Annotated in this window: 1 protein-coding gene and 1 pseudogene; one reads left to right on the plus strand and one right to left on the minus strand. The window is 60.6% G+C overall.

Annotated features, from left to right (window positions below; all coding sequences use genetic code 11):
- Nucleotides 1-70: 70 nt before the first annotated feature.
- A pseudogene (locus H926_RS26530) lies at nucleotides 71-1,196 on the minus strand (tyrosine-type recombinase/integrase).
- A 331-nt stretch (nucleotides 1,197-1,527) separates the two neighbouring features.
- On the opposite strand from H926_RS26530, the gene H926_RS26535 reads away from it, so the two are divergent.
- The coding region (locus tag H926_RS26535) for a hypothetical protein (RefSeq protein WP_202804687.1) at nucleotides 1,528-1,891 on the plus strand (364 nt) is incomplete at its 3' end.

Below are 1,891 nucleotides of genomic sequence, written 5' to 3' on the forward strand. Positions count from 1 at the left end.
ACTTCCGAATCAGGCACTAAGGGCATTTCCATCGCGCCATGGCTAACCTTAGGCGAGTCTCAGCACTACGCTAACGGCAAAAAACCTGTCCGGAGACGAACGATTTTTGGCCGCCGAAGTTAGGCTTGAGCACTCTCGCGCCATCGCGCAAGCGGCCCAACTCGTCCGACCAGAACTGCATCAACGCCACCCGCTCATTCCAGTATTCTCCCCGCGTATAGGCGCGGCGGACCCCGTTGTTTTCCATATGCGCCAATTGCCGTTCAATCGCATCCGGATTGAAACGTCCGGTCTCGTTGAGAAGAGTGGCCGCCATTGCCCGAAAGCCATGCGCGGTCATTTCCTCTTGTCCAAAGCCAAGGGCCCTTAAAGCGGCATTGACCGTGTTTCCCGACATGAGCCGGATGTTCCACACGCTGCGATCAAAATCGAACTCTGCCCATTCGGCTTGGCGAAGTTCACCGGGGCACACAAAGAGATGTGCTGACAGCTTCAAAGCGAACAGCGTGATGGCATGGCCGGTGTACCGCTCGATTGCCCTCATCAGTTCCCCAGCGCGGTGTGGAGTGGTGATGGCGGCGAGATGCTTGGATTTGGGGGCGGTCAGAGCGCCACGGAGGTCGCTGGTTGGATCGCATTCGGCTCGTGCTGTGGCGACTGCGTAGCGAAAAACGCGCCCCAGAACGCTTCGCATGCGGCGCGCGCTTTCGTAGCGGCCCGTCGCCTCAACCGCGCGTAAGACGACGAGAACTTCGTGCGCGGTTATCTGGGCGATCGGTCGCGTACCAATCTTGGGATAAGCCTTGTCTAGGAGCCAGCGAACTTTGCTGAGTGTAACCTCAGCCAACTGCTCACGCTCCTGCTTGGCAATCCACTCAAGCGCGACAGTCTTGAAGGTGCTGTTTTCCTCGATCCTGGCTTTGGCGGCGTCAATCTTTTGCTGGTGGGCGGGATCGATCCCGGTGGCGAGCAGGCGCCTGGCTTCTTCGCGCTTGGCGCGCGCGTCGGCAAGGCTAAGATCGGGCCATTGGCCCAGAAACAGGGTTTTCTGCTTGCTGAGCCAACTGTTAGGTCAGGCGCCACAGCTTTGAGCCATTTGGCTTGACGAAAAGATGCAGCCCGCCGCCATCGAACATCTTGTATGGCCGGTCTTTGGGTTTAGCGTTCGCAATCGTGGTCGCAAAGAGGGTGCTCATCTGGGTATCGCCTCGCCGAAGGGCGGAGAACGATACCCATCAGGATACCCATTTTGTTCCTGATTGGTGTCGCATTCGCCCGGATGTTGTCGGACGACTATACCACAAAATTTAGCTGATTTCGGCCACTTCACGGACGTATCCGGATGTCCGTGGAATGAGAGATGGTGCCCAGGGTGGGCAACGAATGGGTCGGGCGGCTGTTCCGCCAGCTTTTTCCGACTCAGGAATAACATGAAAGCACAGGCAAATGCCTATACGAGATAGCGTGCGAGCGAGGGGAGGGCATAGCATGGGGCCAAAGAATGCAGGGCAGCGCGCCAGGAGGATCATGACACAGGAAACCGCGAAAACCGGTACAGTCGGCACCAGTGCGCGCCGGGCAAGACGCCTGATGCGTGCCAGCGCGCTGCTGGGCCTTGCCATGCTGACTGCCGCCGCTGCGCCGCCTGCCAGCAATGCGCCGGGCAAGCCGGCCGCCGGCCTGGATCAGCCAGAGCCCGGCCTGCCCGAACTGGCTGCGCCTGGTCCCTATGTACCGGGCACCATGACGCGCACGATCGTGGCCTCGGGGCAACTGGATGCGACGGCGTCGGTCGCTGCGGGGCAAGTCGTGCGCGGCACGCGCACCCTGCCGTTGCGCATCTGGTATCCCGCGCGCGGCGCAGCCGGCGCGCGCACCGTGACCTATTCTG

The organism is Novosphingobium sp. B-7 (assembly GCF_000410615.1).
GTDB lineage: Bacteria > Pseudomonadota > Alphaproteobacteria > Sphingomonadales > Sphingomonadaceae > Novosphingobium > Novosphingobium capsulatum.